Annotated in this window: 15 protein-coding genes; 7 read left to right on the top strand and 8 right to left on the bottom strand. The window is 70.3% G+C overall.

The annotated features are described in order from the left end of the window. Nucleotides 1–18 precede the first annotated feature (18 nt). From ACWEVS_RS01910 to ACWEVS_RS01900, 3 genes are all read left to right on the top strand, one after another. Nucleotides 19–681, top strand: coding sequence for a neutral zinc metallopeptidase (locus ACWEVS_RS01910; RefSeq protein WP_449919969.1), 663 nt, complete (start codon nucleotides 19–21; stop codon nucleotides 679–681). Between the two features lie 62 nt (nucleotides 682–743). Beyond that, a complete protein-coding gene (locus tag ACWEVS_RS01905) occupies nucleotides 744–1,007 on the top strand; it encodes a WhiB family transcriptional regulator (RefSeq protein WP_354906309.1) in 264 nt (87 codons plus the stop codon). A 9-nt stretch (nucleotides 1,008–1,016) separates the two neighbouring features. After that, a complete protein-coding gene (locus ACWEVS_RS01900) occupies nucleotides 1,017–1,697 on the top strand; it encodes a CPBP family intramembrane glutamic endopeptidase (RefSeq protein WP_449919972.1) in 681 nt (226 codons plus the stop codon). Here ACWEVS_RS01900 and ACWEVS_RS01895 read toward each other — a convergent pair. Next, nucleotides 1,639–2,385, bottom strand: a complete 747-nt coding sequence (locus ACWEVS_RS01895) for an ABC transporter permease (RefSeq protein WP_449919973.1) — start codon at nucleotides 2,383–2,385, stop codon at nucleotides 1,639–1,641. The two genes, ACWEVS_RS01900 and ACWEVS_RS01895, sit on opposite strands and share 59 nt — an antisense overlap. 51 nt (nucleotides 2,386–2,436) lie before the next feature. Then, the gene (locus ACWEVS_RS01890) at nucleotides 2,437–3,138 is read right to left on the bottom strand and encodes a PIG-L deacetylase family protein (protein WP_449919976.1); all 702 of its coding nucleotides are present in this window, start codon (nucleotides 3,136–3,138) and stop codon (nucleotides 2,437–2,439) included. Between the two features lie 95 nt (nucleotides 3,139–3,233). Here ACWEVS_RS01890 and pcrA point away from each other — a divergent pair, with 95 nt between their 5' ends. Beyond that, nucleotides 3,234–5,483 carry a DNA helicase PcrA gene (gene pcrA, locus ACWEVS_RS01885; RefSeq protein WP_449919978.1) on the top strand — a complete coding sequence of 750 codons (2,250 nt, stop codon included), beginning with the start codon at nucleotides 3,234–3,236 and terminating at the stop codon, nucleotides 5,481–5,483. Nucleotides 5,484–5,614: 131 nt separating this feature from the next. On the opposite strand, the gene ACWEVS_RS01880 is transcribed toward pcrA, so the two are convergent. The 5 genes from ACWEVS_RS01880 to ACWEVS_RS01860 form a co-directional block, all read right to left on the bottom strand. Further along, nucleotides 5,615–6,085: a hypothetical protein gene (locus ACWEVS_RS01880; RefSeq protein ID WP_452549481.1), complete on the bottom strand. Its 471-nt coding sequence runs from the start codon at nucleotides 6,083–6,085 to the stop codon at nucleotides 5,615–5,617. A 132-nt stretch (nucleotides 6,086–6,217) separates the two neighbouring features. Further along, nucleotides 6,218–6,772, bottom strand: a complete 555-nt coding sequence (locus ACWEVS_RS01875) for a hypothetical protein (RefSeq protein WP_452417276.1) — start codon at nucleotides 6,770–6,772, stop codon at nucleotides 6,218–6,220. After that, entirely contained in the window at nucleotides 6,769–7,143 is a 375-nt protein-coding gene (locus ACWEVS_RS01870; protein WP_452549479.1) for a hypothetical protein, read from the bottom strand. Before ACWEVS_RS01870 ends, ACWEVS_RS01875 begins: the two co-directional genes overlap by 4 nt. 323 nt (nucleotides 7,144–7,466) lie before the next feature. Then, on the bottom strand, nucleotides 7,467–8,306 hold the full coding sequence (locus tag ACWEVS_RS01865; protein WP_452549478.1) for a hypothetical protein: 840 nt from the start codon (nucleotides 8,304–8,306) through the stop codon (nucleotides 7,467–7,469). Nucleotides 8,307–8,488: 182 nt separating this feature from the next. Further along, entirely contained in the window at nucleotides 8,489–9,310 is an 822-nt protein-coding gene (locus tag ACWEVS_RS01860; protein WP_452549476.1) for a hypothetical protein, read from the bottom strand. A gap of 310 nt (nucleotides 9,311–9,620) precedes the next feature. Here ACWEVS_RS01860 and sucC point away from each other — a divergent pair, with 310 nt between their 5' ends. From sucC to ACWEVS_RS01845, 3 genes are all read left to right on the top strand, one after another. Beyond that, nucleotides 9,621–10,802 carry an ADP-forming succinate--CoA ligase subunit beta gene (sucC, locus tag ACWEVS_RS01855; protein WP_354906297.1) on the top strand — a complete coding sequence of 394 codons (1,182 nt, stop codon included), beginning with the start codon at nucleotides 9,621–9,623 and terminating at the stop codon, nucleotides 10,800–10,802. Further along, nucleotides 10,802–11,677 (top strand): succinate--CoA ligase subunit alpha, encoded by an 876-nt coding sequence (gene sucD / locus ACWEVS_RS01850; RefSeq protein ID WP_354906295.1) that lies wholly within the window; start codon nucleotides 10,802–10,804, stop codon nucleotides 11,675–11,677. The genes sucC and sucD overlap by 1 nt, the downstream gene beginning before the upstream one ends. A 221-nt stretch (nucleotides 11,678–11,898) precedes the next feature. Continuing rightward, nucleotides 11,899–13,521 carry a cell division protein PerM gene (locus tag ACWEVS_RS01845; RefSeq protein ID WP_452549474.1) on the top strand — a complete coding sequence of 541 codons (1,623 nt, stop codon included), beginning with the start codon at nucleotides 11,899–11,901 and terminating at the stop codon, nucleotides 13,519–13,521. 4 nt (nucleotides 13,522–13,525) lie between these two features. Here ACWEVS_RS01845 and ACWEVS_RS01840 read toward each other — a convergent pair whose 3' ends face one another. Then, a complete protein-coding gene (locus ACWEVS_RS01840; protein ID WP_449919999.1) occupies nucleotides 13,526–13,942 on the bottom strand; it encodes a hypothetical protein in 417 nt (138 codons plus the stop codon). Between the last annotated feature and the right edge of the window lie 28 nt (nucleotides 13,943–13,970).

The following is a 13,970-nucleotide window of genomic DNA, read 5'->3' as shown; positions in this document are numbered from 1 at the left end:
GCCAGGCAGGATGGAGGTATGACCGCGCGTCTCCTGACAGCCGCCCTCCTGATGCTGCTGCTCGCCTCGTGCGGCGGCAGCGCCGGCGGGAGTTCGACCGCCGGCGCGAGCTCGAGCGCCGGCGTCCAGGGCGACACCTTCGAGGAGGACGTTCAGCTCGCCCAGACCTATACCGAGCAGTTCTGGGCCGCGCAGTTTCGATCGATCGGCCGCGTCTACCGGCCGATCACCGAGTTCATCCCCTACCGGGGCGACAAGGGCCCAGCGTGCGGCGGCGAGCCGGCCGCGTCGGGCAACGCCTTCTACTGCCCCGAGGGCCATTTCATCGCCTACGACAAGGACTGGATGGAGCAGCTGTGGAAGCAGCTCGGCGACGGCTCCACCTATCTGATCATCCCGCACGAGATCGGCCATGCCGTACAGGCGCAGCTGGGCACGGAGTTCGAGCTCAACGTGCAGTACGAGCTGCAGGCGGACTGCTACGCGGGCGCGGCGCTGGCCGGGCTGGTGAAGGCCGACGTGCTGAGCGCCGAGCCGGGCGACGACAAGGAACTGATGCTCAACCTGCAGGAGGCGGGCGACCCCGACGACGACTGGTTCAGCCCCGACGCCCACGGCACCGCGCAGCAGCGGCAGCAGGCGTTCACGACGGGCTACACCAAGGGCGTGGGTTCCTGCTGACGTAGGCGGAAGTACGCCTCAAGGGTGATGCGGCCGCCGGTCGGGCGGTCTAGCGTGAACGCATGCCACTGGGGAACGTCAAGGAGATCGGCTGGTTGCGGCGGGGTGCCTGCAGGACCAGCGACCCCGATCTCTTCTTCCCTCCCGCGCCGTCGCCGGCGCAGGAGGCGCAGGCCAAGGCGGTCTGCTCGGGTTGTCAGGTGCTCGCCGAGTGCAGGGCCTACGCGGTGCGCGCGGGCGAGTCCGAGGGCATCTGGGGCGGGCTCACCCCCGACGAGCGCAGACGGCTGCGCTTCCCCGCCGGATGGCGGCAGCGGACCGCATAGCCTGCAGGGGTGCTGCTTCGTTCCCTCGCCGTCCTCGTCGCGGCCAACGTCATGAACAACCGCGTCGCCCCCAGGCTCGCCCCCCTCACCTCCGCGCTGGCCACCGGCGCCCTGGTGGCCATGGCCAGGAAGTCGGGCCTGTCGTGGGAGGAGATCGGCTTCACCCGCGGCATGCCCGGCGCCAGGGCGGGCGCCGCGCTGGCGGCCACCGTCGCCGCCGGCTACACCGCGGGCATCGCCGTCCCGCGGACGCGGGCGCTGTTCCACGACGAGCGGGCGCTGTCGCTGTCGACGGCCGAGGTCGTCGAGGCGGTCCTGCTCCAGGTGCCCGTCGGCACGGTCCTGCTGGAGGAGGTCGGCTTCAGGGGCGCCCTGTACGGCATGCTGCGCCGCGACCACGGCACGGTGACGGCCACGGCGGTCTCGTCCACGCTGTTCGGGCTGTGGCACATCCTGCCCTCGATGGAGATGGCCCGCGCCAACCCGGCGCTCGGCGAGCTGACCTCCGGCGACGGCGACATGGCCAGGGTCGTGGTGGGCAGCGTCGTCTCCACGGCGGCGGCGGGCGTGCTGTTCTGCGAGCTGCGCCGCCACCGGGGGCTCCTGGCGCCCGCGCTGCTGCATCTGGCCACTAACTCGCTGGGCTATCTGTTCGCCCGAATCGCCCCCGCGCCACCAGCTCGACCGTGACCAGCACGGCGACCGCCTCGGCGGCCAGCAGGGCGACCAGCACCACGAGCTGAACCACGCCCGCCTCCAGCGGCCGCGCGCCGCCGAGCAGCATCCCCACGAACGCGCCGGGCAGCGTGACCAGGCCGACCGTCCTGGTCTGGTCGAGCGCGGGGATCAGCGCCTGGGCGGCGGCCGGGCGGCAGATCTCCAGGTTGGCGTCCCGGTCGAGGAAACCGAGCGACAGCGCGGCCTCGACCTCGCCCTTGCGCTGGCGCAGCTCGTCGAGGGCGCGCCTGCCGGCCAGCGCGGTGGCGGTCAGGCAGCCGCCGAGCAGGATCCCCGCGATCGGGATGACGGTGACGCCGCGCATGGGCGCCACTCCGGTGCCGAACAGCGCGACCAGGACCGGCAGGGTGCCGGCCGCGATGGGGAGGGCGGCGGGCCACGGGCGTTCCTTGCTGATCCTGCGGCCCGCGGTGACGGCGGCCACGCCGTACATGACGAGCAAGAAGCCGGCGACGGCGGGTGGGGCGCCGATCACCCAGGTGATCACCAGGGAGACGGCGCCCAGCTGGAGGGCGGCGCGCAGGCTCGCGGTGAGGACGGCGCGGGCGTGGCCGAGCCCGCCCAGCCGGGCCACGGCGGCACCGCCCCCGGCCAGCAGGACGACCGTGACGGCGAGGGCGGGCGTGAGCGTGAGTCCCATGGACAGGTTTCTACCTGGGAGCGGCGCGGGCCGCTCCTGGGCAGCGTGGGGTCATGCGGTGGGGACCACCTGGAAGGCCTCGGCGTAGCGGCCCTCACCCAGGCCGCCCTTCACCGCGATGCCCGCCCAGCGCTCGCGGACGAACTCCTCGAACCCCTCGCGGTGCCCGACCTGGCTGGCGTGCGCGGCCAGCGCGGCGAGCTTGCGGTCGATGGTCTCGGTGATGTCCACCCAGTGGTCGGGGGTCATGCTGCCGATCAGCCACACCTCGCCGACCGTCCAGGGCTCGAGGCCGGCCAGCTCCTCGTAGGCGTAGGGGTTGCGGGCGTCGGGGTAGACGGCGTCGAGCGTGGCGGCGCCGACCGCGCGGTGGTCGGGGTGGCTGGGGCCGATGAACTGGTAGTTGCGCTCGGGCGTGCTCGTGATCACCAGGTCGGGCCGCACCTGGCGGATCACCCCGGCGATGTCGCGGCGCAGCTCGATGGTGGGCTCGACCCTGCCGTCCCGGTAACCGGACAGGAAACGTACGTCGGTGACGCCGACCGCCTTGGCCGCCGCGGCCTGCTCGGCCCTGCGCAGCTCGGCCATGCCCTCGCCGTCGGTCTCGCGCTCGTGACCACCCGCGTCGCCTGCCGTGACGAGCAGGTAGGTCACTTCGACGCCCTTGTCGACGAACTGCGCGATCGTGCCCGCCGCGCCGAAGTCGACGTCGTCGGGATGCGCGGTCACCACCAGGACCCGGGCGAACTCCATATTGACTCCTTCAATGGGGGACGAATCAGGCAACCCAGCGGAACGGCGGCGCATTCCTGGGCGCGTTTGTCGGTGGGGCGCTTTACCCTAGGTCCGTGCCCACCCAAGTCTCTGTTGACCACCCCTTGCTCGACGGCCTCAACCCGCAGCAGCGCGAGGCCGTGATCCATCACGGCAGCCCCCTGCTCATCGTCGCGGGGGCGGGGTCAGGCAAGACGCGGGTGCTCACCCATCGCATCGCCTACCTCCTGGCCGAGCGCGAGGTCCACCCCGGCCAGATCCTGGCGATCACCTTCACCAACAAGGCCGCCAGGGAGATGAAGGAGCGCATCGACAAGCTGATCGGCCCGCGCTCCAAGGCCATGTGGGTGATGACCTTCCACAGCGCCTGCATGCGCATCCTGCGCAGGGAGGCCAAGCGGCTCGGCTACCCGTCCAGCTTCTCCATCTACGACCAGGCCGACTCCCAGCGGCTCATGGCCATGGTCTGCCGCGAGATGGACCTCGACCCCAAGCGCTACCCGCCGCGCTCGTTCTCCGCGCAGGTCAGCAACTTCAAGAACGAGCTGATCGACTACGAGAGCGCCATCGACAGGGCGGGCTCGCACCTGGAGAAGGTGCTGGCCGAGGCCTACAAGGCCTACCAGCTCAAGCTGACCGAGTCCGGCGCGATGGACTTCGACGACATCATCATGAACACCGTGGTGCTCTTCCAGCTCTTCCCCGAGGTGGCCGAGCACTACCGGATGCGCTTCCGGCACGTGCTCGTCGACGAGTACCAGGACACCAACCACGCCCAGTACATCCTCATCAGGGAGCTGGTCGGGCGGCCGCAGCTGACCACCGTCGACGGCGAGCCCGTGCGCTCGGGCGCCGACCAGTCCGAACTGTGCGTCGTCGGCGACGCCGACCAGTCGATCTACGCCTTCCGCGGCGCGACGATCCGCAACATCCTGGAGTTCGAGCGCGACTACCCCGACGCGCGCACGATCCTGCTGGAGCAGAACTACCGCTCCAGCCAGAACATCCTGGCCGCCGCCAACGCGGTCATCGCGCGCAACGAGTCGCGCAAGCCGAAGAACCTGTGGTCCGACCAGGGCGACGGGCCCAAGATCGTCGGATACGTGGCCGACAACGAGCACGACGAGGCCATGTTCGTGGCCCAGGAGGTCGACCGGCTCTCCGACGAGGAGGACGTGCGGCCCGGTGACGTGGCGGTCTTCTACCGCACCAACGCCGCCTCCCGCGTGTTCGAGGAGATCTTCATCCGCACCGGCCTGCCGTACAAGGTGGTCGGGGGCGTGCGCTTCTACGAGCGCAAGGAGGTCAAGGACCTGCTGGCCTACCTGCGGGTCGTCGCCAACCCCAACGACGTGGTCTCTCTGCGGCGCATTCTCAACGTGCCCAAGCGCGGCATCGGCGACCGCGCGGAGGCGATGGTCGAGGCGCTGTCCTCGCGCGAGCGCATCTCCTTCTGGGAGGCGCTGCGCAGGGCCGACGAGGCGTACGGCATGGCGACCAGGTCGCTCAACGCGATCCGCGACTTCGTCGCGCTGGTCGAGGACCTCATCGGCAAGGCCGAGGGCATGCCGCCCTCGGCGCTGGCCGAGGAGATCCTGGCGGCCACCGGCTACCGCGCCGAGCTGGAGGCCTCCGAAGACCCGCAGGACGAGTCGCGCCTGGAGAACCTCAACGAGCTGATCTCCGTCGCCACCGAGTTCGAGGAGGCCAACCCCGAGGGCACCCTGGTGGAGTTCCTCGAGCAGGTCTCGCTGGTGGCCGACGCCGACCAGATCCCGGAGAGCGACGGCGGGCAGGGCGTGGTGACGCTCATGACCCTCCACACCGCCAAGGGCCTGGAGTTCCCCGTCGTCTTCCTCACCGCTATGGAGGACGGCGTCTTCCCGCACATCCGCTCGCTCGGCGAGCCGAAGGAGCTGGAGGAGGAGCGCCGCCTGGCCTACGTCGGCATCACCCGTGCCGAGCAGCGCCTCTACATCACCCGGGCGGCGGTGCGCAGCTCGTGGGGCTCGCCGTCGTTCAACCCGGCCTCGCGCTTCGTCAACGAGGTGCCCGCCAAGCTCATCGAGTGGCGTACCGACCCGGAGAAGTCGGCGTGGAGCGCGGCGACGGCGCGCAAGGCGGCTCCGGCTCCGGCGAAGAAGGCGGGGGGCAAGCAGCTGCCGTCGCTGGCGCCGGGCGACCGCGTCACGCACGACGCCTTCGGCCTGGGCACCGTGGTGTCCGTCGACGGGGTGGCCGAGAAGACCAAGGTGAAGATCGACTTCGGCGGTGGCGGCGAGAAGACGCTCCTGCTCGCCTACGCGCCGCTGGAGAAGCTCTAGGGGCACGGCCCTCGCGGGCGAGGGGATCCCTCCGCTCGCGAGGGCGTCCGGTTCCGGCTACCACAACGGCACGGTCCACCTGCGCTACCGCACCGGATCGTGTCCGTGCGAGCTCGTTCCGGCGGAGGGCGTCATGGTGCTGTGGTGAGCAGGTCGGGGCCGCGCCAGACGCCTGCCGCCGCCGCCGCGAGCAGCGGCGGCCCGAGCAGGATCGCGCTGGTCCAGAAGGACGGCTCCCCGTTGGAGGTGAAGACCACGTAGACCGCCTCCCACCCGGCCAGGCTCAGCACGCAGGCGCACGCGACCAGCAGCCTGGCCCGCCACGCGGTGTGCCGCGCCCACCCGGCCAGCGGGATGAGCGCCACCAGCGCGGTGCCCGCCACCAGGAGCCCGAGTACCGCCCCCAGCAGCAGCGACACCAGCACCAACGTGAACAGTCCTGGGATGGCCATGAGCGTGATCTCCCCTTCCTGATACTCCACCATCAGGGCGGAGAGGATCACCACCATGGTCAGGAGACCGGCCGCCGCGCCTGCCACCGCCCCGGTGACCGTCGTTCTGGCCGCGATACCGCCCGCCTTGCGGGCCTGCCGTGTTCCCACCCAGCACCCCGTCTCCGTTGACGGCCCTAGGACTCCGCGGTTCTGTTCACACCCCGCTCCGCAGGACTTCGGGCACTTCTTGCCGCAAGCGAGTAAGGACAGCGGTCGGGTACTTCGCGCAATGTCGCTTGGTCAGCTGTTCTTGATCGTACGGTCGCCGCCCAGGGCGAGAAGGAGGAACATGTCGAACTGGTGAAGGTCTGCCTTGTCCATTCGCTTGATGGCCTCGATACCGGAGCGAGCGGTGTTGACGTGGCCGAGGGCGCTCAGGCGGGTTGCGTCGAAGGCAGGGTCGTAGTCCGCGCCGTGCCGGGCTTCCTGGAGTTCGCTGAACGCGCTGGCCAGCACTTCGAGGTCCGCCGGGACGCCTCCGATGAGGGGATCGACCAGAAGAAGCCGGACGGGGTTCGGTGGGGTGCGTCCGCTCGCGATGTCCTCCACCCATCGGGCGGCCTTCTTGAAGTTGCCATGGGCGTACCAGCGGCCGATGGCTTGCTGATGCTCAGTCGGCCCGTTCCTGGCCGCACGTCTTGCGCCATGCTGAACGAGTTCGTGGAAGAGCGCGTAGTAGGCGGTTGAGGTGGCACGTCTGAGGTAGGCAGTTCGAGGACGGCCCCGCCCTGCGGTACGGCCTGCGAGGGTGTCCGCGAGGTGGAGGTAATCGTCTGCCTTGAAATCGCGCCTCACAGGCTGTCCTGCTGATCCCGGGTCAGAGCCCGGTCGATGGCGCCTGTGCTGTTGTCCTCCGCCCGTTCGTCGGCGTCTTCTCGGTTTTCGAACTCTTCCTGGGTGAACAGTGTGAGGTAGACGTGCTCGTCGAGATGGCGTTCGGCGGCGAGCCTGTTCACCTGCTTACGTAGCGCATGCGTGAAATCGGCCGACCACCCGTCCTCATCGGGTGCGTCCAGGATGATCACGGCCCTGAGCGCCGCCTCGCCATCGGCGTCGACGTACGGCTCGACAGAAGCCTGCCGGATGCCCGGCGCGCTTGGCATCCGCATGTTCCGGATCGCCTCGGCCAGTTCGTTCAAGACCTCGCCCTGCCGTTTCACGCTCATGGCGACCATCTTCGCACTCCCTGACTTCGGCCAAAGGGCAGGCGAGAATCGCGTCGCGACGGAATCCGGCTTCGATCGAATGCCTTTCTTCTGATCGAAGCGGCCCTCAGGGTAACCCGTTCTCCGGCTCGGCGACTGTGGAACGGGACCTTGATCCGCCGCCGAGAACTCGGGAGAACGGTGCAGCCGATCAGTAAGAGCAGGAACCTACGCCGAGGCCCTGGTACGGAGGTGACGCGTGCCCGAGGGTGTCTCCTCCACCGCTCGGGCACGCGTCCAACGCCTCACCCGCCCGCTTCAGGCGAGGTCAGTGAGGGGTCGCCCTACTTGGACGCCTCGGTCAGCGACTCGGGCATGCCGGGCACGTTCGGGAGCTCCTTGTCGAGGTCCTTCGCGTCGACCCACGACTCGGCGGCGGGCTCGGTCACCTTGACCGTGGAACCCCACCCGGTGTACCTGCTGTCGGCGGTGAAGTCGATCGTCTCGCCACGGCCCATCGGCAACGAGATCTTGGTGGTGAACCGGCTCACGAGGCCCTTGCTGTCGAACCAGAGCGCCCACGTGACCTTCTGGCTGGCCTTGAAGCCCAGCGGCCTGCTGGGCAGCTTGCCCGCCTTGATGGTGCCCTTGGCCAGGCCGTTCTTGACGGAGGAGGCGCTGGACAGCAGCGTCTTGAGCGTGCCGGGGGAGAAGAGGTCGACGCTGGGGCCGCCGAGGCTGGCCGCGTCCGTCCGCGGGCCGCGCACCCACGTCTTGCCCTCGGGCAGGGAGCCGGCCACGAGGCCGCCCGACAGGTAGCTCCAGTTCTTGATGTTGATCTGGCGGGTCGGGGTGCGCACCAGGTCTTTCAGCGCCGCGCCGTCCTCGTCGCCTTCCTCCAGCGCCGAGACGACGACCGGGTCGAGGCTGAACTTCACGGTCTTGTCGGAGGCGGCGACGCCCGACCTGCTCCATGCCAGGGCGCCGGTCTCGCGGGCGGTGATGACGGGGTCACCGGAGATCGACATCCTGAGGGTGGCGGTGGTCTTGACGCCCTTGCCCGGGACGAACTGGGCCTTGAGCGCCTTGACCGGGTCGGCCTTGGGCGCTGCCGCCTGAGCGGGTACGGCGGTGATCAGCGCGACGCCCGTGGCCAGGGCGAGGCCGACGATGGTTCGCTTCATGTGTTTCTTCCTTCTGGAGGGGGAGGAAAGATCTTTTCACTTGAAGATCACGACCGCGTCTCATCATTCGGGACACCGTGCGCATGGCGCGTGAAGGACAGGAGGCGTGGCTCGGCACCCCGGGCAGCGGAAAGCCCGGCGCCCCCGTCGAGGGGCGGCCGGGCTCTCGACGGCGTCGGCTCCTAGCCGGCGGCCTCGGTGAGGACGCTGGGCAGGTCGGGAACCTCGGTCCCGAGGTCGGCCGCGTCGACCACCTCCTCCTCGGGGGGAGCGGTGATGACGACCTTGGTGCCCCAGTCGCTGTAGCGGGTGTCGGCGGTCATGCTCATGACCCCCAGCAGCCCGAAGTCCAGCTTCGCCACGGTGGTCACCCTGGTGACGAGCAGCTTGGAGTTCACGGTGACCGCGTAGGCGACCTTCACCTTGCCCACCTTGCCGGGCAGGCGGCTGCCGCCCGACGCCTTGCTGAGGTCGTTGAGGCTGATCGCGCCCTTGTAGACGCCGCCGCGGACGCTCGACGCGCCCTTGAGGACCGTCTTGAGGACGGAGGCGTCGAAGATGTTGATCAGCTGGCTGCTGGACATGGTGGCGTCGGGCGCGCCGTCGACGCGCACCCACTTCTTGCCCTCGGGCAGGTCGCGGGAGTAGATGCCGCCCTTGGCGTATGTCTGGTCGTTGACGCTGATGTACCTGGTGGGGCTGAACAGGGCGGCGAACTCGTCGTCGTCCGCGACCTTCGGGCCCTTGGTGCGGCGGGTCAGGTCGGAGGCGACGACGCCCTTCTTGCCGAACGCGAGGACGCCGGTCATGCGGCCGACGCCGCCGGACGGCTTGCCGTCCGTGGTCATGGTGGTGGTCTCGGAGACCTTGACGCCCTTGCCGGCGACGAACTGCTTCTTCAGCGCCTCCACCGGGTTCTTCGGCGCGGCGGAGTACGCGAAAGCGGGGGTGGCGACCGCGACCGCGGCTGCGGTGAGCGCGGTGGCGGCGATCAAACGCCTCATGTTGGTTTGTGCCCCTTCGGTCAGATGTGCGGGACATCCTAGATCGCTAAAGAGGACAATCAGGCGATTTGCCGCACATTGGTATGGCGCGCGAGCGATATCTATGACCCGATGACCTGGGCAGGTCGAGCTTGGGACTAGGCTTCCTTGGCGGAAACGCCCGGCACACGGGGGTGGGCCCGGGCCGTCGAACATCAGTCGAATAGCAGGGAGCGAGCCCGACCGAGCGAGCGGAGTGGAAGGCCGAGGAGCGAGGCGTTCCGCGAAGCGAGTGAGGAGGGGGAGCGACCAAGGAGAAGGACGGACCCTCGTGGACCTGTTCGAACATCAGGCGAAGGAGCTCTTCGCGGACTACGGCATCCCGGTGCCGCGCGGCATCGTCGCGCACACCGTGGAGGAGGTGCGTGCGGCTGCCGAGCAGCTGACCGGCCGCGTTGTCGTCAAGGCCCAGGTCAAGACCGGGGGTCGCGGCAAGGCGGGCGGCGTCAAGGTCGCCGACGACGCGGCGGACGCCGTCGCGAAGGCCACCGACATCCTCGGGATGGACATCAAGGGCCACACGGTCCACAAGGTGCTGGTGGAAGAGGCCAGCGCGATCGCGGAGGAGTACTACTTCTCCTTCCTGCTCGACCGTGCGAACCGTACCTTCCTCGCGATCTGCTCCGCCGCCGGCGGCATGGACATCGAAGAGGTCGCGCACAGCGCCCCGGAGAAGGTCGCCAAGGTGCCGGTCTCCGCGCTGACCGGCGTCGACCGCGCCAAGGCGCGCGAGATCGCCGTCGCCGGCGGGCTGCCCGAGAAGTCCCTGGACGGCGCGGCCGAGCTCATCGAGAAGCTCTGGTGCTGCTTCGTCGACGAGGACGCCTCGCTCGTCGAGGTCAACCCCATGATCCTGTCGGCCGACGGCCAGGTGAAGGCCCTCGACGGCAAGGTCACGCTCGACGACAACGCGACCTTCCGCCAGGCCGACCACGAGAAGTTCGCCGACAAGGCCGCCGAGGACCCGCTGGAGGCCGCGGCCAAGGAGAAGGACCTCAACTACGTCAAGCTCGACGGCAACGTCGGCATCATCGGCAACGGCGCGGGCCTGGTCATGTCCACCCTCGACGTCGTCGCCTACGCGGGCGAGGCCTTCCCCGGTCAGCCCAAGCCCGCCAACTTCCTCGACATCGGCGGCGGCGCCAGCGCCGAGGTCATGGCCGCGGGCCTGGAGATCATCCTGTCCGACGTCGCGGTGAAGTCGATCTTCGTGAACGTCTTCGGCGGCATCACCGCCTGCGACGCGGTCGCCAACGGCATCGTCGCGGCCTTCAAGCTGCTCGAGGAGCGCGGCGAGGCGGTGACCCGCCCGCTGGTCGTCCGGCTGGACGGCAACAACGCCCTGCTGGGGCGGCAGATCCTGCGCGACGCCGGGCTCAAGGGCGTCGAGCTTGTTGACACGATGGACGACGCGGCCAAGCGCGCCGCCGAGCTCGCTGCGGTAGGTGCGTAATGGCAATCTGGCTGACCGAGAACAGCAAGATCATTGTTCAGGGCATGACCGGCGGTGAGGGCACCAAGCACGCCAAGCGCATGCTCGCCTCCGGCGCCAGGGTCGTCGGCGGCGTGAACGCCCGCAAGGCCGGCACCACCCACCTCGACCTGCCCGTCTTCGGCACGGTCAAGGAGGCCATGGAGCAGACCGGGGCCGACGTCTCCGTCGTCTTCGTGCCGCCGGCCTTCACCAAGGACGCGGTCATCGAGGCCATCGACGCGGGCATCCCGCTCTGCGTGGTCATCACCGAGGGCGTCCCGGTCCACGACACCACGGCCTTCTGGGCCTACGCGGTCGCCAAGGGCAACAAGACCCGCATCATCGGGCCGAACTGCCCCGGCATCGCCTCGCCCGGCGCGTCCAACGCGGGCATCATCCCCGCCGACATCACCACCGCGGGCCGCATCGGCCTGGTGTCGAAGTCCGGCACGCTGACCTACCAGCTCATGTACGAGCTGCGTGACTTCGGCTTCTCCACCGCCGTCGGCATCGGCGGCGACCCCGTCATCGGCACCACGCACATCGACGCCCTCCAGGCCTTCCAGGAGGACCCGGGCACCGACGCGATCGTGATGATCGGCGAGATCGGCGGCGACGCCGAGGAGCGGGCCGCCGCCTACATCGAGCAGCACGTGACCAAGCCGGTCGTGGCCTACGTGGCGGGCTTCACCGCCCCCGAGGGCAAGACCATGGGCCACGCGGGCGCGATCGTGTCCGGCTCGGCCGGCACCGCCCAGGCGAAGAAGGAGGCGCTGGAGAAGGTCGGCGTCCGCGTCGGCAAGACGCCCTCCGAGACCGCCCGCCTCATGCGCGAGATCATGCAGTCGCGCTAGTTCCCGTCCATCGCGGGGGCTCTCCTCCGTACGGCGGAGCGTGATGACGGCCACCGGGGTCACCCGGTGGCCGTCCGCATGTCCACGCCACTCCAGCGGGACTCCGGTGCCCGCCGTGACGTGGCAGGCGCCGCTCGATCGCGGCCTGCCGTCCAGGATGAATGGCGACTCACGGCGCGGCTGAGAGGTTCTTGACTGAAAACTTGAGAACATCGAGCACTGTGACGGCCCTTCTCGATCACCTGCGGACAGCTCCCCGGACGGTACTCAGCAAGATCTCCGGAGATGACGACGAGACGCGGCGGCCGCTGCCCGTCTCAGGGATGCTCGCGGCTGCGGCCACGCTCGGGGTGGGCCTGGCCGTGCTCGTCACCCTCACCCTGGTCGGCTGGATCGCCGCGCCCAGGGGCGCGCTCGGGGCGGGCCTGCCGGGGGTGTTCCGCACCGCGGCGCAGATCTGGCTGGCCGCGCACCACACCGGGTTCTCCTGGTCGGGCGGGCAGCTCGGCCTGCTGCCGCTGGGGCTCATGGTGCTGCCCTCGGTGCTGCTGTACAAGGCGGCCATGTGGATGGCGCGCGACGCCGACCTGCGGCTGCGGCTGCCCGCGCGGCTGCCGAAGAACAGCCCGAAGGAGCAGGCGAGCGCCCGGCGCAAGGCCCAGCTGGTGCTGGTGGCGCAGGCGGGGGTGTCGCTGGCCGCGCCGTACGCGCTGCTGGCCGGGCTGATGGCGCTGGTGGCCAGGAACGACGTCACCCAGCCGTTCATCGGCGAGGCGCTGCTCAGCCACTTCCTGCTGGCGTTCGTGGCGGGCGTGCTGGCCACCGCGCGCACCATCGGCCCGTGGCGGTCGATGCTGCGGCTGCTGCCCGAGCGGGTGCGCGCCGTCACGGTCGGCACGGCCGTCGCCGTCGCCGTCATGCTGGTCGCCGGCCTGGTGCTGGTGCTGGTGGCGATCGCGGTCAACTTCCAGCAGGTACGCGAGCTGACCGACGGCCTGGCGCCGGGGTTCGTCGGCGGGCTGCTGCTCCTGCTGGTCCAGGCCCTGTACCTGCTGAACGCCGTCATCTGGGGGCTGGCCTACATCGCCGGTCCCGGGTTCGCCGTCGGCACCGGCACGCTGGTCGCGCCGACGGGCGTGCAGCTCGGCTACGTGCCGACGCTGCCGCTGCTCGGCGCGCTCCCCGAGAACGGGCCGGTGCCGGCCGTCATGATGGGGCTGATCGCGCTGCCGTTCGCCGCCGGCGCCGTGGCGGGCGTGGTGGTCGCCAGGATCGCGCCGTCGCCGTCGTACGAGGCGGCACCGCTGTGGGGGTTCGTCACCGGCGTCACCACGGGACTGGCCGCGGGGCTGCTGGCCGAGCTGTCGGGCGGCTCGATCGGCGGGGCCAGGCTGGCCGTGGTCGGCCCCTCGGCCTGGGAGGTGGCGCTGTCGGTCAGCCTGGAGGTCGGCGTCGCCGCCGGCATCTCGGCGGGGCTGGCCAACTGGTGGCTGCTCTACCAGGGGGCGCGCGGCAAGGGCCCGATCGCCCGCAAGCTCGACACGGCGCGCAAGGCCGGCGCGGCCATCGCGAAGGCGGCGAGCAAGGTCGGCTTCGCCGAGCCGGAGGGGCGCGCCCTGCCCGGCCACTGGATGGACGCCACCGAGGCCGACACCCAGCCCATCCCGGTCATCCGCGACGACTGGCAGGACGAGCACGCCTCAGCGGCGGCCGAGACGCTGGCGCAGGCCAAGCCGCGCGGCCCCGAACGGTCAGGGCCGCCCCGCCGCGACATCGTGGACGAGTCCGACGACCGCGGCGGCCACGTCATCTACCTCGACCCCTACGCCTGGGACCGCGACTAGGCGGCTACTCCACCGCGCCCAGGAACTCGATCACACCGGGCGGGAGCTTGGCCGCCGCAGCGTTCCTGAACTCCGCGAAGCACGCGTTCTGCGCGGCCACCGTGCCCGCCCCCTTCCTGCACTCCTGGTAGGCGGCGTACTCGTTCATCAGGTACAGCTGCATCGCCGTCGCCGACGCCGACAGCAGCAGCGCGATCGCGGAGATCACGATGCCGCCCACCGCGACGCCCGTGGACCTGCCGGCGGCGCGCAGCGCCGGCCGCGCCCTGAATCCCGCCAGCAGGGCGAAGACCGCCATGACCAGGCCGGCGAGCGGAAGCATGAACGTCATGGCCAGCGCCGCTATGGCCAGCCATATCGCCCTGCGGCCCGCGGACTCCGCGAGCTGCTGGTCGCCCGGTGCCTGCACCGGTGTCGTCACCTGACCTCCTCAACGTTGCCGGACGAGG

This window comes from Nonomuraea sp. NPDC003754 (assembly GCF_053605785.1).
The sequence above is the reverse complement of the archived record's forward strand: the minus strand, read 5'-3'. Positions and strand labels throughout refer to the sequence as shown.

Bases quoted from the DNA above. Each gene is read 5' to 3' on its own strand.
- ACWEVS_RS01910 (WP_449919969.1), top strand. From the start codon at position 19: ATGACCGCGCGTCTCCTGACAGCCGCCCTCCTGATGCTGCTGCTCGCC.
- ACWEVS_RS01905 (WP_354906309.1), top strand. From the start codon at position 744: ATGCCACTGGGGAACGTCAAGGAGATCGGCTGGTTGCGGCGGGGTGCC.
- ACWEVS_RS01895 (WP_449919973.1), bottom strand. From the start codon at position 2,385: ATGGGACTCACGCTCACGCCCGCCCTCGCCGTCACGGTCGTCCTGCTG.
- ACWEVS_RS01890 (WP_449919976.1), bottom strand. From the start codon at position 3,138: ATGGAGTTCGCCCGGGTCCTGGTGGTGACCGCGCATCCCGACGACGTC.
- ACWEVS_RS01870 (WP_452549479.1), bottom strand. From the start codon at position 7,143: ATGAGCGTGAAACGGCAGGGCGAGGTCTTGAACGAACTGGCCGAGGCG.
- ACWEVS_RS01865 (WP_452549478.1), bottom strand. From the start codon at position 8,306: ATGAAGCGAACCATCGTCGGCCTCGCCCTGGCCACGGGCGTCGCGCTG.
- ACWEVS_RS01860 (WP_452549476.1), bottom strand. From the start codon at position 9,310: ATGAGGCGTTTGATCGCCGCCACCGCGCTCACCGCAGCCGCGGTCGCG.
- sucD (WP_354906295.1), top strand. From the start codon at position 10,802: ATGGCAATCTGGCTGACCGAGAACAGCAAGATCATTGTTCAGGGCATG.